The sequence below is a fragment of the Oceanospirillum multiglobuliferum genome (genome assembly GCF_900167095.1).
Taxonomy (GTDB): Bacteria; Pseudomonadota; Gammaproteobacteria; order Pseudomonadales; family Halomonadaceae; genus Oceanospirillum; species Oceanospirillum multiglobuliferum.
In genome coordinates, this window is the sequence record NZ_FUXG01000013.1 from 54,728 (window position 1) to 79,758 (window position 25,031).

15 protein-coding genes and 1 pseudogene are annotated in these 25,031 nt (G+C 41.7%); 6 read left to right on the forward strand and 10 right to left on the reverse strand.

Going from position 1 to position 25,031, the window contains the following annotated elements; all coding sequences use genetic code 11:
* Positions 1 to 24 precede the first annotated feature (24 nt).
* The 4 genes from B5D26_RS10160 to B5D26_RS10175 form a co-directional block, all read right to left on the reverse strand.
* Complete coding sequence (locus B5D26_RS10160) at positions 25 to 1,572, reverse strand: multicopper oxidase family protein (RefSeq protein WP_078745627.1); 1,548 nt, start codon at positions 1,570 to 1,572, stop codon at positions 25 to 27.
* Complete coding sequence (locus B5D26_RS10165; RefSeq protein WP_078745628.1) at positions 1,569 to 3,377, reverse strand: GMC oxidoreductase; 1,809 nt, start codon at positions 3,375 to 3,377, stop codon at positions 1,569 to 1,571. Before B5D26_RS10165 ends, B5D26_RS10160 begins: the two co-directional genes overlap by 4 nt.
* Positions 3,378 to 3,424: 47 nt before the next feature.
* The gene (locus B5D26_RS10170; RefSeq protein WP_139776565.1) at positions 3,425 to 4,048 is read right to left on the reverse strand and encodes a sugar dehydrogenase complex small subunit; all 624 of its coding nucleotides are present in this window, start codon (positions 4,046 to 4,048) and stop codon (positions 3,425 to 3,427) included.
* Positions 4,049 to 4,115: 67 nt separating this feature from the next.
* Entirely contained in the window at positions 4,116 to 4,829 is a 714-nt protein-coding gene (locus tag B5D26_RS10175; protein ID WP_078745630.1) for a hypothetical protein, read from the reverse strand.
* Positions 4,830 to 5,420: 591 nt separating this feature from the next.
* On the opposite strand from B5D26_RS10175, the gene B5D26_RS10180 reads away from it, so the two are divergent.
* The 5 genes from B5D26_RS10180 to B5D26_RS10200 are packed head-to-tail and all read left to right on the forward strand — an operon-like array spanning position 5,421 to position 17,093.
* Entirely contained in the window at positions 5,421 to 7,847 is a 2,427-nt protein-coding gene (locus tag B5D26_RS10180) for a phosphotransferase (RefSeq protein WP_159445642.1), read from the forward strand.
* A 6-nt stretch (positions 7,848 to 7,853) separates the two neighbouring features.
* Entirely contained in the window at positions 7,854 to 10,259 is a 2,406-nt protein-coding gene (locus B5D26_RS10185; RefSeq protein WP_078745632.1) for an efflux transporter outer membrane subunit, read from the forward strand.
* 14 nt (positions 10,260 to 10,273) lie between these two features.
* Positions 10,274 to 11,869, forward strand: coding sequence for a LuxR C-terminal-related transcriptional regulator (locus tag B5D26_RS10190; RefSeq protein WP_159445643.1), 1,596 nt, complete (start codon positions 10,274 to 10,276; stop codon positions 11,867 to 11,869).
* Between the two features lie 11 nt (positions 11,870 to 11,880).
* Positions 11,881 to 15,729 carry an ABC transporter transmembrane domain-containing protein gene (locus tag B5D26_RS10195; protein WP_078745634.1) on the forward strand — a complete coding sequence of 1,283 codons (3,849 nt, stop codon included), beginning with the start codon at positions 11,881 to 11,883 and terminating at the stop codon, positions 15,727 to 15,729.
* On the forward strand, positions 15,729 to 17,093 hold the full coding sequence (locus B5D26_RS10200) for an HlyD family type I secretion periplasmic adaptor subunit (protein WP_078745635.1): 1,365 nt from the start codon (positions 15,729 to 15,731) through the stop codon (positions 17,091 to 17,093). Before B5D26_RS10195 ends, B5D26_RS10200 begins: the two co-directional genes overlap by 1 nt.
* 82 nt (positions 17,094 to 17,175) lie before the next feature.
* Here the strand turns inward: B5D26_RS10200 and gss are convergent, their stop codons facing one another.
* The 5 genes and pseudogenes from gss to B5D26_RS10220 form a co-directional block, all read right to left on the reverse strand.
* Complete coding sequence (gss, locus tag B5D26_RS10205) at positions 17,176 to 19,059, reverse strand: bifunctional glutathionylspermidine amidase/synthase (RefSeq protein WP_234985268.1); 1,884 nt, start codon at positions 19,057 to 19,059, stop codon at positions 17,176 to 17,178.
* 275 nt (positions 19,060 to 19,334) lie between these two features.
* On the reverse strand, positions 19,335 to 20,747 hold the full coding sequence (locus tag B5D26_RS10210; RefSeq protein WP_078745637.1) for an aldehyde dehydrogenase family protein: 1,413 nt from the start codon (positions 20,745 to 20,747) through the stop codon (positions 19,335 to 19,337).
* A 158-nt stretch (positions 20,748 to 20,905) separates the two neighbouring features.
* A pseudogene (locus B5D26_RS10215) lies at positions 20,906 to 21,997 on the reverse strand (gamma-glutamyltransferase family protein); the annotation flags it as partial.
* Between the two features lie 58 nt (positions 21,998 to 22,055).
* Complete coding sequence (locus B5D26_RS16550; protein ID WP_268808407.1) at positions 22,056 to 22,658, reverse strand: gamma-glutamyltransferase; 603 nt, start codon at positions 22,656 to 22,658, stop codon at positions 22,056 to 22,058.
* A 101-nt stretch (positions 22,659 to 22,759) separates the two neighbouring features.
* Positions 22,760 to 23,725 (reverse strand): GlxA family transcriptional regulator, encoded by a 966-nt coding sequence (locus B5D26_RS10220; RefSeq protein WP_234985269.1) that lies wholly within the window; start codon positions 23,723 to 23,725, stop codon positions 22,760 to 22,762.
* Between the two features lie 145 nt (positions 23,726 to 23,870).
* Here B5D26_RS10220 and B5D26_RS10225 point away from each other — a divergent pair, with 145 nt between their 5' ends.
* Positions 23,871 to 24,401: a cysteine hydrolase family protein gene (locus B5D26_RS10225; RefSeq protein ID WP_078745639.1), complete on the forward strand. Its 531-nt coding sequence runs from the start codon at positions 23,871 to 23,873 to the stop codon at positions 24,399 to 24,401.
* 69 nt (positions 24,402 to 24,470) lie between these two features.
* Here the strand turns inward: B5D26_RS10225 and B5D26_RS10230 are convergent, their stop codons facing one another.
* Entirely contained in the window at positions 24,471 to 24,773 is a 303-nt protein-coding gene (locus tag B5D26_RS10230) for a DUF6482 family protein (protein WP_078745641.1), read from the reverse strand.
* Between the last annotated feature and the right edge of the window lie 258 nt (positions 24,774 to 25,031).

The window sequence follows — 25,031 nt, forward strand, 5'->3', positions numbered from 1 at the left end:
GGCTTGCCCTTTATGAACTATTGATTAAGTCGGTTGATAAACATTAATTGCTTGCATCATACCCAGGTCTTCATGGGTCAAATTATGGCAATGGAAAACAAAAGTACCTGTGTAATCTTTAAAGCGTGTTCTGAAACGAAGACGCTGGAAAGGCTCCAAGTTGACAGTGTCTAACCAAATACCGGACTTTACGCCACCACCAGAAATCATCTGAAATGGATTCACATGAATATGGAAGGGGTGTGACTCTGCGGTGTGGTTATAAACCTCCCACTCTTCCACGGCATTCAGTGGAATCTGCCAAGCATTGCTACAAGAGAAAGGCTCGCCATTGATGGTGTATTTTGGCCCTGTAGGGTCACCGGATAGACCAAACTCTAAACGCCGACCGAAGGTTACCTCATCATCTTTAATGTTATCCAATGAAGCTGGGCGTGGTAATTTACCGCTATATAGTGGCATATCTTGGCTATCGCCTGTGACTTCAAGGTAGGCGACAACTTCATTCTCAACCCCTTCTGCGCCACTGTGTATTGGGTATAGGCCCGGTTTTTTAGCTTTGATCAATAGATCCGCACGGTTGCCTGGAATCAATACCAGCTGGTCGATCGCTTCTGTTTTTTCTAGTGGATTGCCGTCGAAACAAAGCGCAGTCATTTGGTGCTCTTCAATGCTCAGCTTCATATTCGCCATATGACTGGCGTTTACCATGCGCCAGTACTGAACTTCACCCGAGCGCATCGTAATGGTTGGCTTTAGCTGGCCATTGATATAGATGTCGCCATAGGTGTTCAGCAAGTCGTAGTTTTCACAGACGCCGATTGAGCTGCCGAGTAAGCTTTTGCTCCACTCTGTTTCAAAGCGCTGAGTTTGAAAGCAGATCACCTGCTCTTTTGCGGCTGCAATTTCTGGAATGCTGTTAAGCCCCTCTTCTCCTTCACTTTCAATGATCAGCGCCCCCGCCATGCCACTAGCAACTTGTAGTGATACTGAGCCATGAAAATGGGCATGATAGAAATAAGTACCCGGTGGATGATCTTTGGGGATTTGATAAACGTAGTGTTCGCTTTGCTGATAACTCACCAATAATAAAATATTGTCTGAAGGGCTATTCGGTGAAACATGAACACCATGCACGTGCATATTGGTGACGTTAAAACCACGGGGCTTGTTATCACTATCATCTGGAATGGCGGTACAAAGATCCTGCAATGGGTCGTAGGGTAGCTTGTTGTGTAGGCTTAAACGAATGGTGTCCCCTGCTTTTACTCGTAAAGTTCTACCAATAGGCAGGCCATCGTAGCAGCGCAACATGACGGGCTGTCCACCAAGATCGAACCTGCCGTACTGTGCGTCAATACTGACTTGCAGCAGGCCATTTTTAGCTACCTCTTCTTTTGGATTGATCAATTTAGGTGACGGACCAAGGCGCGCCATTGAGCGATTAATGGCAGGCATTGCACAGCCAATGCTACCGCCCAAAATGCCACTAGCGGCTGTGACGCCTAAACCTTTCAATAAGGTTCTGCGATTCAATTGAGTCGAGTGTAATAAGCTTTTATCTTTTTTCATGCCGACGCTCCCTGTGTTGGCTGGAAGAACTGACTGAGAATATGTTCAGCACTGCGCAATCCTAAGGCTGCAGCAGTAAGAGAAGGTGATGCGCTACCAACGCTTAGATAATTAGCGGTGCCTACGACATATAAGTTAGGGTTATCAAAACTCTGGCAGAATCGATTCACAACGGCATTGCTGGGGTTGTCGCCCATACATACAGTACCTGCGATTACCGCATCGCCAGAACTTAGGCTAAGTTTGTACTCTTTGGCATAATCTCCACGAATAAAAGCCTCCCAGTCCTGATCGCTATCCGTTGGCATTGGGTCATCGGTTATGGTTCTAATACCTAGCTTATGGAAAACACTCATGTGCCAATTCCATGCGGTACGGCAGCCCTTGAGGGTGTATTCATCTAGTTTAAAGTTAACCTCTGGGCGAGGTAACCCTAGTGGATCAAGCTTGTCAGATAAGGTGATACGGTTATCGGCATGCGGTAAAACTTCAATGGTGCTGTGTAGGTTAATCTGGCGAGCAGTACGGTTATCAATATACTGGCGTAACTCATCACCATATAAGCCCTGTGCGATACCGCTTTTAGCCTCATCAAGTGGGCCATTAGCAAAACGAAAAGCAGCATTGATAATAAAAGGCGCGATAGAGGCATAGTCTTTACGAAACTCACCATCACGCCATTGGCCAAAAGCACCTGTCGCGCTGACAGGACCTCTGTAAGGGTAAACGGGCATGCTTTCAGGTGCATAGCCAATGGTATTGACGTTGGCAAATCCCATTAAGTTGCGACCTACTTGGTCGGAAGAGTTAGATAAACCTGCTTTAGGTACATTGTGCTTACCTGCTGATAACAGCATCAAACGAGCACTTTCAACGGCATGGGCAGCTAAAACATAAACCTTTGCCCTAGCAACACCAATAGGGCCAGTTTTAGGATCAGCATCAAAATTACGGTAGTAAATACCCGAAACTTCACCTTTATTATCTAACGCAACTTGGTAAGCCACACGGTTTGGTAGCACTCTGGTTCCTAGTTGTTCTGCCTTGTGAACGTGCACGCTGGCATCGTATTTTGCTCCAATAGGGCAAATCGGTAAGCAACTTGAATTGCCACAACATTGAGGCCGATTATCTCTAGGAATGGAGTTACGGCAGTGAGGGATAGGTTGGCTGTCTGGGCCAAGGTTATTATCTGCAACACCTGCGCCTAGCGTTCTATCCAAATAGGAACGAGGTACAACAGGCATTGGATAACCTTTGTCTCTTGGTGGTGCTATACAGCTAGCGTCCCCTGCAACTCCCCACGCATCTTCAACCTGATTGTAGTAAGGCTGAATCTCGTTGTAATTGATAGGCCAATTTTTACCTACGTTATACGAGGTTTTCATTGTAAAGTCATTTGGGAATAGGCGCTCTGCATGGCCTGTCCAATGCCAAGAGGTTCCACCCACCAAGCGCATAAAAAAGCCTTCAAAAGCCATCTGTTTTAAAGGCTCTTGTGGCGCACCTTCAGGGGGTAAGTTAGGCTGCACATAGTAGCTTAGAGGGTCATCATCATCCGGGACAGGTGCCCAGGGCATCATTTCGTAAGGCGAGTTTGCACCTTTATCTACACTGCTCTTAAAACGATTAATGGCATTGACCCGATCAACTCTTGCACCTGCATCTAAGATCACAACATTTAAACCTTGCTGTGACAGTTTCCAAGCCATCATACCGCCGACAACGCCAGCCCCAATAATGACGACATCGGCATCAATGGTTTCCTGTGGGTTTGACTCACTGTATCTTGTTTGTTCCGACATTATTGCACTCCATTTTTGATCTAGAGAATTCCGTTATGAGACAAAGCTTAAGCTTTTGTTGCAGGAGGATTTGCCCAGTACCCAAATGGGCCTCCGCAAGTCGCTGATGGTTTAGTAAAATCACAGGCTTGCCAAACCAATGCTTCGTCATAACTGATCATCGCAGTGATAGAGCCATTGGCATTTAAGAGAGGCTTGGGGTTAGTGTGCCCACGTAAATTGCTACAAATACGTTGCACATTGGCATTGGTTAAATACTTAGGGCTGATCTCTATTTGCCCTAAATACCATGCAGTTAGCGTGCGATGTGCTAGCTTGTTCCACACAGAACTAAAAGGATCGAATGTACGGTTGTGCTTAATCTCAGCAGAGAGTTGACGTATGTGGTAGGGGTTGAAATCGGTTAGAAATAGCAGTTGCAATATATCGTGACCCAATTGCATATAAGAACGATCAAGTTCAATCCCTGTTAAGAATGAACTGATCTCTAAAAAATCAATAACAAGATCTTGATCTTGAGTCGAGGCAAATACAGAGGATAAAGGCGTGGCAGCAAGGGCAGCTGCAACCGCTATTTGTTTGAGTATATTGCGCCGCTCAAGAGAGTCTGGCTGATTGTTGAGGACTTTATCGCGATAATCAAGTTTAGGATTGGATAGATGTTTCATCATATAATTCCACTTTTTAGACAAAATAACTGCCTATTTTAAAGGTTAAACATAGTTTATTTGTCACTTGCTAGACTGGGGGTTGATTACAAGCGCTTAAAAACATATTGCACTCAAACTGCATGCACTTCGAGAATATATCAATTGCTAGTTGTTGATTCATTTCATTCGCATGTGCATTGATAAAATCTGCCATACTTTTAGGTGCGTCAACTACTTGATTGGCTTTAATCCAGCTACTGTATAAATTCTGCGGTGTTGCATAGTGGTTCAAACTAACTCCAATGTAAGTCCATAATGAGATACAAGGCGTCATGGCGACAATAAAATAGAGGGGGTCAAGTTCTTCTGCTACATAGCGTTCAAAGCTAGCATATTGTTGGGCGATGCTTGTGAGTTTTATCCCTGCGGGGTCTTTAATGTGCCAACCTGCGAAAACTTCAGCGTTATAGTTTTCATAGTCTTTCTGACGCGCCTCACAGAAACTCTTGATCTCTGGGTTTTGGGCTTTTGGGATCACTATGTCGTAATCTGCCACCGAATAACTACAGTATGCTGCATCTAACACAGTAAATTGGCCATATTGGTCAGGGTCTAATGTGCAGTGTGCAATGCCTTGTATAAAGTCAGAGTGTAGTGCTGTTTGTTGATACAAAGTGGTTGCAGCCCACATTTGGTCATATAAGGAGGATGGGCTGGCGTCAGTTTGTAGTTGTGGTCGGAGGTTGATGCTTTTTAATGGAGTCTTTGAGCGAGGAGAACGGCTCAATAAAGAGTTAAACATGCTTCTATCCTTGAGAGTTAAGCTAAGGTTTTAGTTACTAACCAATATTCGGCTATAGCAGGCTAGTGCTCTATTGCTTGCATGTTTTTATAATATAGGCGGTATTCTTTTAGTGCTAGAAAATTTTATTAATATCGGATTGATATCATTTTTATATCCCTCTTGTTAATTATGATATAGGACTGGCGAACTTTGCTTGTCTTGTTTCAAGTATAAGGGGTTTGTGTGAATTTTAGGTTTTTACTTATTAGCTAAATGAGGGTGGCAAGCTCTCTTTACAGATGCTTGGTGTTAAGTAGGGGGGAGTCTGTGCGCATGGTCTTGGCAGAATGAGTGTCTATATATTGCTAGAGTTTGGATTTTTCAGAGCGCTAAATAGGGTGGTGAGCTCTCGTTTGAGATCGTCTATATATCGTGTGGTTTTTCTAGGGTCAAAAACCAGGACGAACCAATTGATATTGGGCAATGAAATAATTAAAAGGATTAAAGCTTTGTTAGAAATTGTTATTTTTTGTAGTATGATCAACGAGTTCTCTGGGTGATAGGTTTTCGATTGCAGTGTTGCGCTCGTTTGGTTTTATGGAGGTGGTTGTGGGTGTAGTCAAAAAGGTGATATATAGGGATGATTCGGCACTTAGCAGTCCACGTCACAGAAATCTCTTTTTAGACATGGAAGAGAATATTCATATTCACTATCGCGACCTTAGAATTGAGCTGAGCCGAGCCGAGTTCGAAGAGTTCTCTGCTGCATTCAACAGCCAGTCAAAAGAATTGCTACAGATTATTACGGATAAAAACTATCAGGATGGAGTTTTAGCAAATGCTAATCAAGAGGATGTCAGGATTTGGACTGAGTCAAGGCTTAGCACTGATGTCAAATACCACCCTCGTCGGATCTCATTAGAAGATTGTGGTGATGGATACCACTTGCACTATCGCCAATATAAAATTCTGTTAGATGATATTGATTTTCGTGAGCTTACTAGAATATTTAGTAGCGTGGATATTGATGCTCCTTATGCCAGAAGCTATGACGAGGTGTTACAGCTAATTAAAGATAACGATGTTGACTTTACACTAGATGCCTCAAATGTACCTGGGAAAATTCTGGGATTAAAAGTTGCGAAATACCATTTACCTAAAGTACGCGATATTTTTCAATATATAGGTTTTAACACAACTTCTGAAAACAATATTCGAGTTTATGAAGGTGAAGTTTTAAAGGTTTTTGTAACTCATGATGAGTTTAAGGTGCCTGCAGACTACAAAAAAATCCGAGAGTACTCTGACTCCTATAGGTTGTTTGACTTTATCTCTAAGAATAAAAACAGTATTTCAGTTGATGATATAAATTTAATAAAAAGTCAGGTTGTTGATCTTTATTATACGGTTAAGTCAGGGACTGTTGTTAATGTCGAGTCTGATCCCGAGTGTTGGTTGTATCTACCTGCTACAAAAAAAGTGATTTACCCATATTCTTCCAGTGGCCTTTCAGGGGCGAAGGATGCAGATGCTCTCTATAAAAAATGGTCGGCATTAGTAGCTTTGTATGACATTGGTTTCATTAAGCCGACTAAAAAGTCTTTTGATAAGAAGTATCAAAATGAGCTGTATGAAAAGATTTTGTCTACAATAAAGAATAATGTGGCAACGAAATCTGCTGTTGAAAGAGTCTGGATTATGGGCTCTGCTGCGAGAAAAGACATGGGTACATATAATGCACCCTTTGTACATGGCAGAATGCTGAAGTTAGGCTCTGATATAGATATACTTATTGAAATTGATCCGACAAGAGAAGCGGATGTGCCAAAAGATTGGCATTTGATTAACACCATGTCCTCAAATAAGTGTGCCGTTTACCATTTGGAACAGATACCGATTATTAGCGATATCGGTTACTGGGAAAATCTGCTGCCACACACACCGCTAACACAGCACTTGATAGATGCTTATGTTTACTTTCCATCTAGAGGGTTCTCAAAAGAGCGAGATGCCTTTCTCAATAGGTTTAAAGCAATTTGCATATATGACCGATCTAAAGAGGGTGTAATACATTCTAGCGGTAAGCTTGGAGAGTTATCCAGAATTGTAGCTGAACACTATCCTTTAGATGATGTTATTGTTGAGGCTATGAATGTCTCAACAGAGAATGAGGTGTACAAAGTTTATAGTAAGCAAGGTATATATTTGTTAAAGCTTTTCAAGGTCTCAGGGAATTACCCTCAAAGCCGAGTAGAGGAACATGTTTTTTATGAGTTTGATCTGATTGCTCGATTAGTTGATTTAGGTGTTAAAACGGCGAAGATAGTACCTGTGAAAACAGGGGGTGTTTTGAAAGTCAATGATCATCCTGCCCTGTTATTTGAATTTCTTCCAGGTGTTATAAATAAAAAACCAGAATATGATATTGATGCATATTCAAGGTCGCTGTCTAGCTTACATCTTGCTCAGATTAATAACGAAATTGAACTGCCAGAGCTTTTTACTTTTAAAGATACGGCTAAAATATGGTTGGATGCATATCCTGGATATTTAGAATTAGCTGATAGAAGCGAGTCGCTGAAGCTTAGTTTTGATATTATGAATAGAGTTTATGACTCTGTATCAGACTTAGAAAAGCTTGCAAAGAATAGCAAGGGTGTAGAAATTTTACATAATCATGGTGATGTCGCATCAAAAAATATCATGATTGATAATGGTGAGGCTGTTTTTTTCGACTTTAACAATGCTTTTTATGGGCCTAGAATTATTGATGTTTTAGATGGCGCTTTTGAGCTTTCCATGGCAGAAAAGTATATGGATGAAATTGATTTCTCTAGATTTCATGTTTTTGTTGATAGTTATAGAGCATATGCGCCTTTTAATAAGGCCGAAGAGAAAAATATACATTATTGGGTGGTTTTATTGGGTTTGATTAAATTCACTAAAGAAATTAGAGTAATGGTTAGCGGGGATAAGAGCGGCTTGAGGGAAAAAAGAGCTCATGCAATTGCAAATTTCATTTCATCACTAAATTAATAAAAAATGTTTATAGTAGAATCTTCTAAAATTGAAAAATTTAGTCTGAAAAAATATGGCCTTCAGATATTGAAGACCGCAAGTATTTTATTGTTGCTGTCAGCTTGTAGTGTTTCTGATGGAAAGAACAGTGATGATATTGTTACTTTGCCTGAAATTGGCGATCAAGTTGATAGTATTAATGCAGTATCTGCTAATGACGAAAAAAAGGTTGGCTACTCCAGGGGCGTGATGCCTAGTGATATTGGCTTCGACTTATGGTGGCGCTTTGTAGGTAGTGATGAGCTTGAGATGCTTATAGATCGAGCTGTTGTTAACAGTCAGACACTGCAAATTTCAGCTCAAAGAGTTGTTCAAGCGAAAGCCTTGTCAATACAAGCAGACGCATCATCATTGCCAGATGTGAACGCCAAAGCAGGGTATAGCATCAATGCTCCTAAAAGCGGTGTGGATTCAACTGCAAAAGGGGGTTCACCTAAAGCGAATAGTGGCACTTACAATATAGGATTGGATGCGACCTATACTGTTGATCTATGGGGGCAAAGAGAGAACTTGTCCCGGTCATCGGACTTGAAGCTAAAGCAAGCGATCTATCAGTATGATGCTGAGCTTCTTAATTTAGTGACCGAACTTTCTAAAAGATATTTGGAATATTTATCTTTGAATGACCGTATTGCTAATGCAAAAGAAAGCGAACAAGCTTTAGCCTCTATGTTAACTTCTATGGAGGCATTGTATGAGCAGGGTGATGCAACCGCTGTAGAGATGCAGATGCAACGTTCTTCGGTTTATAATTCAAAAATACTATTGCCATCATTATTATTACAGCAAAAGAAGCTTGAGCATCAAATTGCCCGTCTTGTTGGTGTAGCACCCGGTGAACTTGCTTTATCTAATAACGGACTGTCTTCGGTTCGCTTGCCTGCAGATGTAAGATCAATATCATCAAGCTATATTTTAAGGCGACCTGATGTTCGTGCGATTGAAGCCGCTATGCTGGCTGCTGATGCTGACTTGCATGTCGCCCGAGCAGCACTATTACCATCGTTAACACTCTCATCAGGCGTTGGCTTTGGTAGTTCAAACTTTGATGAGCTATTTCAGCCTCATACATTAATGTGGAATTTTATTTCCAGCTTAACAGCGACTATTTTTGACGGTGGTAAAAAAGAGCAGCAGGTTAAATACTCTCAGGCGGTTAGAGCAGAGCTTGTAGAGTCTTATGTGTTTACATTATATGCAGGCTTGCAGAGTGCGAAAGATGCGCTGGCAAGCTTAGAATATTCTGAGGATAGGCTTGAGATACAGCGTGTCTCAACAGAGGCTTCTAAAATTGCATATGAATTTGGCTTTGAGTCGTATCAAGTTGGTGGAATTGACTTTCTAACATTTTTGGATTCGGCCCATTCTTATCAAAAAAGGAAAGATGAGTTATTTGTATTTGATTTAGAATATTATCAGTCTTTTGTTGATTTTTACTCTGCACTGGGTGGAGGTATTTTATATAGAGGCTCTGATAAGCCAAGGTATAATCAGAAGACTATATTGTCTTCACAGGTGATTAAGCGTCGCTCATATACTGAGGGTGGCTGGCTAGATAAGGCAGTGAGGGTTGAAAGAGATGATTGGTTAGTAAGGTTGTCTGGCGTATATGATCAGTTTTCGGTTGAAGCTGTATTGAGAGACTTGCCAAGGCGGTATTCTAATTTGAAGCCTGTAAAGGAAATTTTGGCAGAAAAAATTGGGTTTAATAAAGAAGATAGAAACAATGGCGTATCTTGGTATGCGCTATCTGCTATAGGCTTTGCATCAAAAGAAGAGGCTGTTTCTTGGTGTGATATGCTAAGAAAAACCCAGCAACGCTGTATAGTGTATAAAATGAAGGACTCTTTTGAAGTTGAGGGTAAATTCACGCTGAAAGCAGCTGATGGCATACACTCTTTAGAGCATATGTACGCTATAAATGAAGAAAAGAAGAGATCCCAAGAGGTTGGCTTTGAAGCTGATAACAAGAAATTTAACAATAAATATGGACGAGTTTATTCGCTTCTAAGCATTAATGATAACGAGGCTTGGTTGATAGGTAATAGCTCTTATCGTGTATGGAAATTTTCTGCCGGTGATCAGCTTCATTATTCTGGAAATGTAAGGTCTGTGGATAAAGAAAGTGTAATAGTTAGTTTTGATGGTAGTGATTATTTGTTGAAACCAATTTATTACTTGGAAAAAGTCGAATCCAATAGTGCTGGCAGTCTCGTTGCAAAAGTTCGCTGGGGAGGGCGCTCAGGTAAAGTATTTTTCTACAGAGTGGGTGATAAAGTTTATGGGAATGGCACTGTAGAAGAAATAAATAGCAATGCTGTTGTTATAAACTGGAAAGGATATCGAATATCCTTAGCCCTAAATCAATGACCAAGGTATGTAGCATGAGTCAGGGTGAAGCAAAAATCTCTATATCTGGGTCTACTTTAACAAAGCGTCAGCTTGAAATATTGCTGCTTATTAAAGATGGAAAAACAAATAAAGAGATAGCCTCTAGCTTAGATATTAACCTTGGTACTGTTAAGCAGCATATTGCTGTGCTATTTAAGAAGTTAGATATACATAATAGGTCCATGGCTGTGGCAATTGCCGATAAATTTATTGTAAACAAAAAAAGAGATATTTTTTCAATACGGTCTCCTTATCTTTTTGCTCGAAGACCAGCTGTAGTTGTAAGTTTAAAATTCGGTTTTTCTAGTGCAAAAATCCGCCGTAAAATTAATACTGTTTTGTCAGATATTGCATTTGATTTTCATGGTCATCACGTTAATCACTCGCCCTATAGTGCAGATATCGTTTTTGGACTTAAGCGCTCCTCTGAGCAAGATATTATTGCAGCGCTTATTGCAATTAATAAAGTTCATAATTTATTTTTAGAGCTAGGGTTGGCGAGTGCTCAAGATGATTATTATTTGTCAGCGGCCATAGCGGTAGGTTTTATATTAGTTAGTCAGCACCGCTATGGAGGATGGTCAGGTGAGACCGTTGCGGGCCCAGTTATAGCAGAAGCTCATAAACTATTAGTGGGCGTAGAGCCGAATTCTGTTTGTTTGAGTCAAGAAACTCGGGAAATGTTGTTGTCATTTGATATTGACTTGCACAAAAAAACAACATGTTCATTTGAACAGGTTAGCGAAAGTTTATGCTGGCAGCGGCAAATTAATTTGCCATTAATAGGTCGTAATGATTTGGTCAAGCGTTTGATTAACAGTTTCTCATCGAGTCCAATTTGCATTGGTATCTTTGGTGAAAGTGGTATGGGTAAGTCTCGCTTATGCCGAGAGTTGGCTTTTCTACTATCTGAGAAGAACTTTATCGTAGAGTATTTCAAAATTGTTCCCTCAGGATGTTTAGATATGGTCAGAGGGCGCTATATTGAATTCTTTAGTAGAGTCTCAAGGGTATTGTCAACTGTTAAATCGAGTAATCGAGTCATTATAATTGATGATATACATCTGCTGCCTGATGATGAAAGAAGTATTTTCTTAGAGATTGTTAAAAATCTTGTGCAAACTGAAAGAGTGTTAATTTCTGGTCGCTATGCTATTGAGCCAATCCTAAAAATTATTACTACACCAGTTAGATTAAGTCGACTAGATGATAATGATGCTTTTGATCTAATATCTAAATTAGGCGTTACCTATGATGCTAAAAGTAAGGTTTTTAACTTATCTAGAAATATACCGCTTTTTATTAAAGAGCTATCGAAGAATGAAGATAAAATTTCTATAGCGCTAATGACTGTTGTTGCTTCAAGGCTAGATATGTTTAATCTTGACTGGAAGCTACTGTATCTACTATCTAAGTCATCAGGGAAAGCTTGCTCAGAGATACTTGCTATTGATGAGGATTTTTATGAATCCCTTGACGCTGCAATTAATGCAGGGGTTTTAGTTGATGATAATGGTTATATTAGGTATAAAAATCCTCTTGTTGAAAAAGTTATTGAATCATTTTTTTTGGTAGAGTCAGGGGATTAGTAGAGATTTCTATGTTTAATTTTTTAAAGACTTCAGATACGCTTGCCTCTTTTAAGAAGGTGCTATCATCACCAGATTTGAGGAAGCTACTTCCTATTATATTATTGTCATCTTTATTATCTAATTTGTTTGCACTAGCCCTTCCTCTCGGGATATTACAAATATTTGATAGAATTCTGAAAAATCAATCCCAAGACACATTATTTTTTGTAGTGTTTGGCATTATTCTGATTTTGATTTTAGAAGAATTCCTGAAGATGATTAATGGAACAGTAACTAATTGGCTAGGTGCTAGATTTAGGCATAAATCTGGAATGAAAGTATTAGAAAAATACTTTTATATGCCGTTTAGGTTGTACGCGAAGGAAGAGGCAGGAGCTTATGCAGAAAAAATACAAACAGTTGGTAAGGTTGCAGATGTTTATTCGGGGAGTGCATTACTAGTTCTAGTTGATCTTCCATTTGTATTTGTTTTTATATTTGCGATTTACTTAATTGCTGGTAATTTAGTTTTTATTCCGCTATTTATCATCTTTTTATTTTCTTTAGCAACAATTTTATTTGGTCGATGGATGTACTCACAAATTGAGCAGCGAGACTTAAACGATGAGCGGAGAATTAGTTTCTTAACGGAGGTTTTAGCAGGTATTCTTTCTGTAAAAACTATGTCTGTAGAAAACATTATGTTACGGCGTTACGAACGACTAAAAGAGACGAGCGCAACGCAAGGAGAGCGTTTGTTTTTTGGTAATACGTTATCGAGCAACCTTGGCTCAGTAATGTCCCAGCTTATGATTGTTCTCGTGATTTTTTTCGGCTCAATTCTAGTTGTCAAAGGTGATATAACATCTGGAGCTCTAGCAGCATGTATGATGCTTTCTGTGCGCTCATTGCAACCATTAAGAAAAGGATTAAGCACATGGATGCGCTATCAAACATTTATTGCTGGAGATAAAAGGCTGACAGAGGTTTTTAAGCAACCAGGATCACCAGACACTACACTACCAGCGTTAAATGAAGTTACAAAATCCATAGAAATGGCAAATGTTACTTTGGATTATGGTTCTCGCGGCAATAAGCCACTGTTCAAAGAATTAAACTTTTTAATCCCTGTAAATAGCTGTATTGCAATTCGAGGCGATAGTGGTAGTGGGAAAAGCAGCCTATTGTCATTACTTAATGGCTTTGAATACCCTGACACAGGTACTGTTCTAATTGATGGGGTTCCTATATCTGATTATAGTTCAGAGTCTGTACGAAAGAGGATAGCTCTGCTCCCACAAGTAGGGGCAGTTTTCGCAGGCTCTATCCTTGAAAATCTAACTTTGTTTAACCCAGCTCTTGAGGCTAGAGCTTTGGAACTTTCCGAAGAGCTAGGCTTAGATATTTTAGTTGCAGGTATGACGCAGGGGTATCAAACACCTCTCGGAGAAGGCTCAAATGAAAGCGTGCCAATGGGAGTTAGGCAGCTAATAGCGATTGTGCGTGCTCTGGTGAGTGATCCAGATGTTATTTTAGTTGATGAAGCAAATAGCTCCTTAGATTTTGAGGGTGATAAAAAATTACGACTACTGCTAGAGAAGCGTAAAGGTACAGCAACAATTATTTTAGTTACTAGCAGACCATCACTCCTTAAACTGGCAGATGCGGTCTATAAAATAGATGATTATGGGCTTAAGGAGGATGTACGCTCTAGTTTCTTTGGCTCAAGTAATATTGTATCTGAGGAGATAGATAAACCAGTAGAGAATACCAATATGAATGATGTTATTGGTACCCGTGTTTTTAACTATACAGATTTGTCTGCTTGCCTTATTCCTCTTTTAAATCAGCTTGGATGGCAGGCCAATACACGTGCGTTTGCAGAAGCACTGCCGCATTTAGCTGATCATGTGGATGTGTCATATTTCTTTAGTACGGTTGCAAATTTAGGCTATAAGTCAAGCTATTTTGGTTCTAGTTTTCGTCATTTTGATGATCGGTTACTGCCTTGCCTATTTTTAGAGAAAGGTAAGCCTGCCGTCGTTATTAAATCAAAGAACACAAATGACCAGTATGTTGTATTTAATAGTCAAACAGGTCTGGATGAGTGCTGGGGTGATTTGTCTAAAAGAACTGGTGATATATATGTTTTCAAAGGAATTGAGCCTGAGGTTCTTTCTGGTAAAAAGCCATGGGTAAATGAATTGTTTTGGAAATTTAAGAGTCATGTTTTTTTAATATTCTTTATTACCCTGCTTAGTACGATAATGGCTATCGCTCCCTCTTTGTTTGTTCGTTCAGTTTTTGATACTGTGTTGCCAACAGGAGATATAAAGATGGGAGGGTTTATGCTTGTCGGGGTATTTCTTGCGATTTCTTTAGGCTGGTTTTTGAATGTTTTGAGAGGAAAGTTGTTGGCTTATGTTGGTGGTCGGATAGAATATGTTTTAGGTTCAACTATTTTTGAAAAAATAATAAGGCTAAATACTTCCTCTCTGAATAGTGCATCAGTGAGTCGGCAAATAAGCCGGATAAAAAGCCTTGAAAAGTTGAGGGATTTATTTTTAGGTCCTCTTGTATTAATAGTGTTCGATTTACCAGCAAGTGTGATATTACTTGTAGTTGTATTCATTATTAATCCATGGGCAGGATTGATTGTATCAATATCAATTATTTGCTTTTTATTACTTTTATTTATCACTAGGCCTTTCTCAGATAGGGTTTCTGATGAGTCGTCATCAAAAATTGGTAAAAAAGTAGAGCTTGTTGATGAAACATTGAGCAGTATGAAGTCTATTAGATTAGTTGGTGCAAGTGGTGTTTGGTTGTCTCGCCTAAGGGTGCTGAGCGGGCAAGCTGCTTATGCCAATTTCAATGAGCAACAAGGACAGATGAAAATTAGTACAACTGCGAATGTGATTGGTAGTCTGACCGCTATTATTGTATTGGCTATATCAACACTTATGGTTATTAAAGGGCAAATAACCTCTGGTACTATTATGGCAACGATGATTTTAACTTGGCGCCTAGTTGCACCATTACAGAATCTATTTTTGGCAATGATGAGCTGGTCCAGAATATCGACTAATATTAATCAGGTGAATCAACTGATGAAGCTAGGAGGTGAGTCAGAATCTGGTAATAGCAAAACCAATCGATTTATTTCTAATGGCGCAATATCTTTTTCTCGTGTGTCATTCAGGTATACCGCAAGCTCAGACCCCGTTTTATTAGGTATATCATTTAATGCACTGTCGAAGAAAGTTTTGGGTATTACAGGGCCTGATGGTGCTGGAAAGTCTACTTTGCTTGCAATGATTAGCCGTATTTATTTTCCTCAAGCTGGTGCGATTAAAATTGATACTATAGATACTCGGCAAATTTCAGCAGAATACCTACGATCAATAGTTAGCTTTATGCCTCAACGGTGTGATGTTTTTTATGGCACGGTGTCTCAAAATTTACGTTTGGTTCACCCTGCGGCAACAATGGAAGAGCTTGAATGGGCTGCAAAAATGTCAGGTTTATTTAAAGATATTGAGCAGCTTGATCGCGGCTTTGAAACGCGAATCTCAAATAGCTTTGCAGATCAACTTTCTAATGGCTTTAGACAAAGGTTGTCTCTGGCTCGAACGATGTTAAAGCCTGCTTCAATAGTCTTGTTAGATGAGCCAGGAAATGGCATGGATGAAGAGGGTGAACAAGCATTGGTGCGTTGTATTAACTGGTTAAGAGGGCGCTCTACCTTGATTATTGTTACACCTAGACCTAGCCACTTAAAATTAACAGATCATATTCTGTATCTAGAAGCTGGTACTATTACAGCAAGAGGCTCTTATAAAGAAGTTGAAGAGAAAATTATGGCAGGTCTGAGCTGATGAGTAATGCAAATAAGGACGAACTATTAAAAGAGTCAGGTCCAGACGTAACTATGGGTGTACGGCAGCGTAGATTACTGTCAGAAACTGTACGTATAGAGGATGAACTAATACCAGCTTACACTAAGCCAATTGCCTATTTGGTTTTGCTAATGTTGGTTCTGTTTATCTCTTGGTCTGCGATTACAGAGTTGTCTGAGGTGACTTCTGCACCTGGTGAAATTGTTCCTGCTGGTCAGATTAAGGTAGTACAGCATCTGAGTGGTGGAACTGTATCTGATGTTTTAGTGCAGGAACGTCAATATGTTAAAGCTGGAGACCTATTAGTAAAGCTTGATGATGGTAGGATCTTATCTGATATGAGGCAAATGGCCTCAAGATTAGCGTCTCTAAAGCTGAGAGCGGAACGCCAGTCTGCATTTATTTTAAACAGAGAACCTGACTTCGGCATATTTGAAGAAACTGAGCCAGTAATGGTGGATGTTCAGCGCCAACAGCTTGCGAACCAAATTAAGGTTCGAGACTCAACACTGGCTGTTTTGAATGAGCAGATAAAGCAGAGAGAATCTCGCCTAGCTCAACTTAAAGAGTCTTTAACTTCAGCAATGAAACATCAAGAATTGACGTCTGATATGTTGGCAATGCGGCAAAAAATGGCCGAGAAACGCCTAATCACACGTATAACATTAATTGAAACTGAGCGTGCAGCTGTGACTGCAACAAGTGAGGTTGAGCGAGTTGTAAAAGAGATTCGATATACAGAAAATGAATTATCTGAGGCTAAAAATAAGTTTTTTGAAACTCGAAATCAGTTGCTGCAAGACCCATTAAACCAGCTAGATCGTTTGAAAGGTGAAATAGCAGAAACCGAAGAGGAGCTTCTACGGGTAGAAAATAGCGCAAAAGATTTATTGGTTCGTGCTCCAGCGGATGGGTTGGTATTTAATTTAGAGGTTCTTAATAAAGGGCAGGTGATTCAGCCAGGCTCTGTATTACTGCAAATTGTACCCGCTAATGCTGAATTAGATGCTGAGGTCCGAATATCTCCTGACGACATAGGCTTTGTACAGATTGGTCAAGAAGTTAATGTAAAGGTGAGTAGCTATGACTTTTCACGTTTTGGATATGCTTCAGGAAAGTTAGATCGGATCTCAGCATTTAGCTCACTGGATAACACTGGTCAGCCCTACTTTAAGGGGTGGGTTAAGCTAAATGAAAACTATCTTGGTACCGATACACAGCGTTACCCTTTACTTCCAGGTATGACCGTAACAGCTGAAATATTGACTGGCTATAAGACGCTGCTGGCTTATCTGAGCGACCCTATTACCAAAGGGCTTGCAAATGGTTTCCGTGAGCGCTAAAGGTGTTGAGATTGAAGCTATTGAGCCGAGAGTTTCTCGGCTCAATTATTTTAAGAGCACTATCTCTTGATGTTGCCTCAGGTTAAGAAAATTGCTCGTCGCTGATAAAACGCAGTGCCATGCAATCACTATTTTTACCAATAATCATGCTTGAATCTACTCTAACACCGCTTCCCGCATAGCTTCCAGCTGCGGTAAAAGTTGAAACTTGCACATAATATTGATCTATTTTAGGCAGTGGAAAAAGTTGTTGGTAAACGCCGTTTTGAGTTGAGAACTGCCCCTCGGTTTCTGCTAATACGTTATCTTCTGCAGAGACTAGCTGAATATTTGCACCACACCGACCAACTATAGGTTTAGTCACATAGCCGCTAGTTTGAAGCGCCTCAGTCAAACAAAAGTCAGTGTTTAGCAGGAATGGATGATTGGGAAATAGGCTCCATAATACTGCTAAAATAGCTTTGTTGCTTGGAATAAGCGTCCATAAAGGCTCAAACACCATAATATCTGGGTGCAGCAATACGTCTGCCAATCTTGGCTGTTCTCCTACATTACCTTGAGGCTGAAAGTCATCAGCATTTTGTGCATCGCACTCTGCTCTAATTTGGTCAAGCGCACTTTCCCAAGACCATGTTTTCCAAACCCAGCGAACAGGATCACCTTCAGTGTCTACGATACTATTGTCACTTTGCCATATTAGTTGGTTAAAATCGGAGATGATCCGTGATTCAATACCTGCAGCTTTTAGGCTTTGTTGCATAAATAGGGCATGATATAGCTCTTCCGGATCATCATCATGTAGGATGTGTAGAAGCCCTTTTACCTTGCTTTTACGCCATGCTTTTACCAGCTCGTTGAATAAAGAACCTCCTGCATCTATACCCTCTTTTACGCCAAAGTGCTTAGCCCATTTACCCTGCACTTTGCCACTCTCCATATAGCAAGACGCAGAGTCGCAATTATATTCATACACTTTTAAGCCTGATGCTGTCATCGCAAAATCAAAGCGGCTGGTAATCAATTGGTTAAGGCGGTTATCCCAAGATTGACGAATTTTAGGCAAGATAGCTTCAGGTAAATTGAACTGTACTAAAAGTTCAGGGTGATCTAAGACGTAGTCGGTGGCATGCATAAACAAACCATGAAGCTCATTAGTGGCATGCTCAAGCTGTTCTTGAGCGGTGATTGATAGACAGTAGTAGCGGTATTGATCGGAGTCGACACTAGTAAGTTTGTGGCCATGCATCATTTTGACATAAGCTGCTTCATCACTATTGGCGATGTTTAGCCAAGGTTTGGTGCTTTGCCCTATGTTTTTCACTTCACGGCTTTTAAGCTCAAATAGTGTTCGGTCAAATTTTGGAGTATCTTCTCCGTGAGGGTTAGCCTCATTTTGCAGCATCCAACCTAGTATTGATGCATCATTATAAGAGCACTCTAACCAGTAGTCGCCATCTATGCCGATTTTAGCCGGAAGCTCACGACAATAAGATTGCCCTTCAGGCCAAAGTTGGTGACCGACATTTTGCTCTGCAATACGCAAACGATCAGGAAGGACTTCCATTACAATGGCAACGTGTCCAGTGCCCTCAAACTCACCGCCCTCATCCCATATTAGCAATGCCCCTGGTTCAGGGTGCTGTTGAGAGCCATTTCGGAATGCTTGCAGTGGTAGCCTCGTATTGCTGGCAATATCTCTTACAGAACGTAGATCAAAAATATCATATGCCATCGCAACATCGTCAAAGATATAGCCTTTATTTAGGTATAGCCAACGACGGGCGAACTCAACGCATTGCCACTTATAGCCCATGTAAATGCCATCAACATAGCTGCGAAATGCACTACGTTTAGGGTATTCATGATCATTGGCACTATCATAGTCAGACGAATAGGCGGCAACGCCTGATGCATAACCTAAAAGTGTTCCGAAAGGCTCAGGCATGTTCGAACGAGGAGTGTTCACGGGGTCTTCCTTGCTAAGAAGCGAAATTGGTCGTTGGGTTGATGCTTGGTATGTTTTATTGGGGATAAAAAGCTTGAATTGCAAACCGCATATTAATATAACGCTAGATAGCTTGTAAGTGCTCTTTTTCGGGATTCGCCCTAAGTCATTATCTTTTTATGGTTACGAAAAAAAGCCACCTATCATAATAGGTGGCAATCAGAGCGACACAACAATCTAAGCCAATATCCTTGCTGCTTAGGGTTTAACATAGCGACATGGCACGCCTCTATTACTTATTTATTGATGTTAATGGTTTGCGACTGGGTGTATTCCAATAAACCAGCCAAACCAAACTCAACCCCAAAGCCCGACATTTTGCAGCCACCAAAAGGGGCGTGTGGTAGTACTTCTGCATGGCCATTTACCCAAGCTGTGCCGCACTCTAAACGCTGTGCAATTTGCTGAGCCTGCTCTAGATTACTAGACCAAACGGATCCACCTAAGCCTTCAGCGCTGGCATTGGCACGGTCGATCACATCTTCAATATCACTATAACGAATCACGGGTAGAACAGGGCCAAACTGTTCTTCATCCACCAAACGCACACCATCGCTGATTTCAGACACAATGGTGGGCGGATAGAAATAACCATTGCCTTCTACCGCTTTACCGCCACAGAGTACTTTTGCACCCTGTTCACGGGCATCGTTCACTAAAGCTTCAACATATTGCAGTTGTTTTTTATTCTGCACAGGGCCAAAGGTAGTACCTGCCTCTAGGCCATCACCTAGTGTTTGTGCCTGTGCAATTTCGACTAGTTTTTTACAAAGACCATCATATAGGCTGTCATGCACATATAAGCGTTTCAATGCGGCACAGGTCTGTCCCATGTTTAAAAATGCAGTTTGGAAAATCGCTTCGGCAATTTTCTCTATATTCGCATCAGGCAACACAATACCTGCATCATTACCGCCTAGCTCTAATGTTAGGCGTTTTAAGTTAGATGAGGCGTTACGCATAATTTTTTGTCCCACAGGTGTAGAGCCTGTGAAGATCACTTTACTGATACCCGTATGTTCTGTCATTAAATCACCAATGACCGAACTACCCAGAACGATATTTACAACACCAGCTGGTAGCTGTTCGTTCATCAGTTCAAAGAGTTTTAAAGTGCTTAATGGCGTTAAAGATGAAGGCTTACAGACAATGGTATTACCTGCTCGTAGGGCAGGCATGATGTGCCAAATCGCAATCATCAACGGCCAGTTCCAAGGTGTAATCGAACCCACCACACCTAGTGGCTTGTGATGTACCTCAATACGCTTGTGCTCACTGTCTTCAACTACTTCAACAGGAATATCTAACTCTGCGGCATAACGAGTCCAAGCGACTGCACCACCTACCTCTGCTTGCGCTAGGAACATCGGTTTACCTTGTTCTTGTACCACTAGCGTGGCCAGTGTTTCGGCGTGAGCCTCAATACTGTCAGCAATGCGGTGTAGTGCTTGTTTTCGCTCAGCATCACTACTGTATTGCCACCTTTTAAATGCAGTTTGTGCGGCTGCAACGGCATCGTTTAGTTGTTCCGCTGATGCGGCGTTACAGTTAACAATCACAGATTCTGTGGCAGGGTTTAGAACGTCAAAACCCTGCTCGGTACCGATAACTTGTCGGCCATTAATCAACATTGCAAAGTCTGCTTTCATTATTGTTTTCCCAAGCTTATGAATGTGCCTGATCTTTTGTTAGCTTGTGACAACTTAAGATCAATACCTACAATCCGTAGCATAAGCTTGGGATGTAAATCAGTTGCTTGTCATATGTGCAGAGTTGTACTGCTTCGTAACAGTTTGTAAAACTCGACTTAATCCCCCATTGCCGTACCTTCTCGACGCGGATCAACACCGCCAATAAGAATGTTATTTTTGAACTGAATGGCATGAAGCCCAGAATTTAGCGGCTTAATTGCCACTTTAAAGCCCATTGCCTCAAGTGGGGCTTTCAATTGTTCAGCATGAGTGCCTTGTTCAAGCTCATAAGTACTGAAGCGATTGATCAAGTGCGGCATATTGATTGCGGTTTGAATGGGCATGTCCCAATCTAAATGGGCAATTAGAGTAGAAGCCACATAACCGATGATGCTTGAACCACCGGGCGAGCCAATCGCCAAATAAGGTTTACCCTCTTTCATCACAATTGTGGGGGCCATAGAAGAGCGGGGGCGTTTGCCCGGTTCAACGCGATTGGCAATCGGGTGGCCATCTTGGTCGCTGGCAAAAGAAAAATCGGTTAATTCGTTATTCAGCAGAAAACCGTTACTCATTACCCGTGAGCCAAAACCATTTTCAATGGTGCTGGTCATCGAGACGATATTACCCGCTTGATCGGCAATCACCATGTGCGTTGTGGAAGGCAGTTCTATTGACTGATCATCGGCTTGGGTGACCTGTTCGGCCTTAGGCCAACGCGGTTCTCCCGCTGGCGAGGACTCTAACGCTTTGCCAACGTTGATCAGTTTAGTCCGTTGCGCCAAATACTCTGCATCTAACAAACCTTCAGGCATCGGCACAAAGTCGGTATCCGCCATGTAGCGCCCTCGGTCTGCAAAGGCTAATCGTGAGGCATCACCAATAATTTGCCACGCTTGAGGGCTATTTGCTCCCATCGACTTGAGGTCAAAGTGGCTGACAATACCTAAAATCTGGCCTACGGTTAGCGCTCCAGAGCTTGGAGGCCCCATGCCACAAACTTCATATTGACGATAAGGCGCACAAACGGCAGGTCGCTCTTTAATGCGGTAATTTGACAGGTCTTGCTGTGTTAATCGTCCGGGATTGTCGGCAATGCTTTGAACTTTTTTCACAATCGCTTCACCTATAGCGCCTTCATAGAAAACATCAACCCCTTTTGAAGCAATCTGGGCAAGTGTATTGGCATGCTCAGGATTTTCGAGTTGATAGCCCTCTGGTAAAGGCTCACCTTCTGCGGTGAAGAAATAAGCACGGGTGTCGGGATTATTGGCTCAGGCGCTGTTGGTCATTTGCAATGGCTCCTGCAAGCCGTGCTGAAACCATAAAGCCGTTCTCTGCCATTGTTTGAGCGGGCTTAAGCAGCGCAGACCATGCCTGAGTGCCGTAACGACGGTGCAGGTCAGACATCAGTTTTAAAGTACCCGGCGTTCCGACAGAGCGCCCACCGACGACTGCTTCATAAAACTTTAAAGGCGCTCCTTTCTCATCTTGAAATAACGCTGGGGTTACCGCCATTGGTGCGGTTTCTCGACCATCAAATGTTGTGATCTTGTTAGACTTGGCATCAAAGTAAACGAGAAATGCGCCACCCCCAAGGCCAGAGGATTGAGGTTCGACTAACCCCAGCATCGCCTGTACCGCTACCATCGCATCAATGGCACTGCCCCCTGAAGCCAATACCTCATAGCCAACCTTTACTGCCAAAGGATTGGCCGCCGCAACCATATAACGATGAGCTGTTAAACTTTGTTTTGCTGTGAAGCCGCTGGCGATTTCAGGGGCGACAGCATCAGTGGCCTGAGCCGCATAAAGGTTAAATGACAGAAGTGCACCAACAGCCACTAATAATGATTTTTTCAACAACATAAAAGGCATCCTTTTTTGTTCTAATTAAGAGACAAATAGAAGTGGCACTTGCTGAGTACTGATTAACCTGTGCTTGAATAAGCACCTATCATGCAAAACGCTCAAACTCTAAATGTTTGTCGCCATACGGTGGGCGATACGCCAAACACCTGACGAAAGTGCTGACGCATCGACACAACTGAGCCAAATCCTGCATGGCTGGCAATACTTTCAATGGGTTGGTCGGTGCGCTCTAGTAGCTGCTGGCATAACCCCAAACGCTGATGCAGTAACCAATTACCAAAAGTGGTGCCCGTAGCCGCACGAAAGTGCCGTGTGAAGGTGCGACGGCTCATCAAGGCTTTGTTTGCTAAATAATCAATACTATATTCGGCACTGAGATCCGACCGTACCCAAGCTAACAATGCATTTAGGCGATTGTCTTGTGCGTTAGTAGGTAGTGGGCGATCAATATATTGTCTTTGACCACCTTGGCGATGTGGGGGAACAACCAAGCGACGTGCTACACGGTTGGCTCGGTCGGCACCCAGTTGTTGGCGTAGCATCTGCAAGCAGCAATCAATACCTGCGGCGGTGCCAGCAGAGGTCATAATACCTTGGTATTCAACATATAAAATATCGGCATTCAGTTGTACCTCAGGATAACGCACAGAAAAATCATCGGCATAAGCCCAGTGTGTTGTAGCTTTCCTTCCCGTCAATAATCCTGCTTCAGCCAATACATAAGCCCCTAAGCATAAACCTACAATGGTGGCACCCCGTTGATACGCTTTGTTTAAGGCCGCTAGCAATGCTTCGGGTGGGCGTTCATTTGGATTACGCCAGCTGGGCACAATAATGATCTGCGCCTGTTTTAATGGCTGTAAATCATATTGTAAAACAAGACTGTAACCTGCACTGGTGGTTAAACATAAGTCGTTGTCGGCAGAGCAAACTTTCAGTGCAAAAACAGGCTCTCCCTGTAAAGCCTCACCAAACACCACCGAGGGTACAGATAGATGAAAAGGGCTGATCTGATTAAAAGCCACCACTGCAATTTGAATAAGATCAGTATCGGGTAGAGACAAAATAAGTACTCCGAAACAGAGGTCGATATTGACCCAATATAAGCGCTATCTGTCTATTAGGCCACTCACCCTAGTATTGATGCTCAAGTCACAATGATGACTTAAGGTTGTTTAACGACATTTCAAATTACAGAAGGAGTTCATCATGTCACAAGCTGAAAACACGGCACTGGTCATTATTGATATTCAAAATGACTACTTCCCAGATGGGCGCTATCCGTTATGGAATACTGAGACGGTACTCAACAATATCGAGGTGGCCGTTCAACAGGCTCAGGCGAAAGGGATGCCCGTAGTATTGATTCAACACATTGCGCGGCCAGCGGTGGGTTTAGCACCATTTTTTAATGCTGAAACTGAAGGTGTTAAGCTTCACGCCAATCTATTGGCAGAAGCTCCCAATGCCCCCGTTGTAATTAAATCTTATGCCGATAGCTTTTTAGACACAGAGTTAACAGAAGTGTTAACCAAATTAGCGGTTTCTAAGCTATTAATTTGCGGCATGATGACGCAAAACTGCGTGACCCATACCGCAATTTCACCTGCTGCGGCACCTTATCAGGTCAGTATTTTGTCAGATTGCTGTACCAGCGTAGACAATATGATTCATCAAATTGCGCTGAATGGTGTGGCTCCACGGGTGCCATTGGTAAAACTTGAAGACGTGTTTTCTTGATCAGCTAGGCAAATGCCTTGTTGTCCCCGCCTTTGCCAGTGCTTTGGCACTGCTCAGGAGGGGAGGATGTCAAACAGACATAGGGATGCGTGCAAGGTAGGGTGTGTCGTAAGTGGTAACACGTCCAATCACCTCATCATGAGCGACATGTTGAATTAAAACCGCCTGCGTAACACCTGCTTGAGCCAAAGCCTGACGGGCTTGGTCTAAGCTTCTGAAAATCAATGGACGATTACGCCAATTAGTCAGCTTATGCTCGTCACCTTGAGTTTTGATTCGAATGCCGTACTGGCTATGGGTGGCATGAGTAACAATTTCCACCTCAACCTCAGTATCACTATGGATCAGATTTTTAAGTTCTTTAATCTTCATTATTAGACTCCTTCAGTTTAATCATAGTCCTATTTTGCTTTGTTATACGTTGGATAAGACCATTTGGACTAAAGAGAAGTTCAGGGCTTTGCAAGATCAATCACAAAAAACTCATTTTGACATGTCTGTCGGCGTGTTTATAAAGACCCCATGCCCCATGAAAAAGCGATCTCGATTATAGAAGAGTGTCAAGGTACTCATCTTGCCTCTGCCATAGTTGATCACTTTTTATCCATACACGATACTTTACAGTCTATT